Below are 510 nucleotides of genomic sequence, written 5' to 3' on the forward strand. Positions count from 1 at the left end.
CGGCGGGGGCCGAGAGGGGCGACGACGACGAGGTCCGCGCCCTCCTGAGCCCCGCCGCCGACAGGATCGCGCGACTGACCGAAATCGCGGGCGCCCTGGCGGACGGCACGCTGTCCGAAGCGTCGGCCGGCGAGGCGGCCCGCGCGGTGGCCGCGTCCCAACCGCACCGAGGCATCCGATGACCGGGGCACTGCCCGAGAACCCGCCGCCGGCCCGGGTCGTCGCGCTGCTCGAGCTGGCCGCCGCCCTCCTGGCGACGCGAGACGCCCTCGCGACCGCCCGCGACGCCCTGCTCACCGCACCGACCCGATCCCCCGCGCTCGACGCCCTCGCCGACGCGATCGACGGCGAGGCCCGCGGCCTCGACGAACAGCTTGCCGGCGTCTACCGGCTGGTCGAACTCGCCGAGGACTCCGTCGACGACCTCGACGGCCCGGATCCCCTGCCCGCGCCGCAGCGCGCCCGGCAGCGCGAGCGGCTGGACCGGGCCCGGCACAACGCGCTCGCCGA

General features: G+C 78.2%; 1 protein-coding gene and 1 pseudogene. Both read left to right on the forward strand.

Features of this window, described 5'->3' with window-relative positions; translation table 11 throughout:
* Positions 1–182: hypothetical protein (locus tag HMPREF3086_RS18900; protein WP_168169056.1), on the forward strand; the 182-nt coding region annotated here is incomplete at its 5' end.
* A pseudogene (locus tag HMPREF3086_RS04955) lies at positions 179–510 on the forward strand (hypothetical protein); the annotation flags it as partial. The gene HMPREF3086_RS18900 and the pseudogene HMPREF3086_RS04955, both read left to right, overlap by 4 nt.

The organism is Dietzia sp. HMSC21D01 (genome assembly GCF_001815995.1).
Lineage (GTDB): Bacteria > Actinomycetota > Actinomycetes > Mycobacteriales > Mycobacteriaceae > Dietzia > Dietzia cinnamea.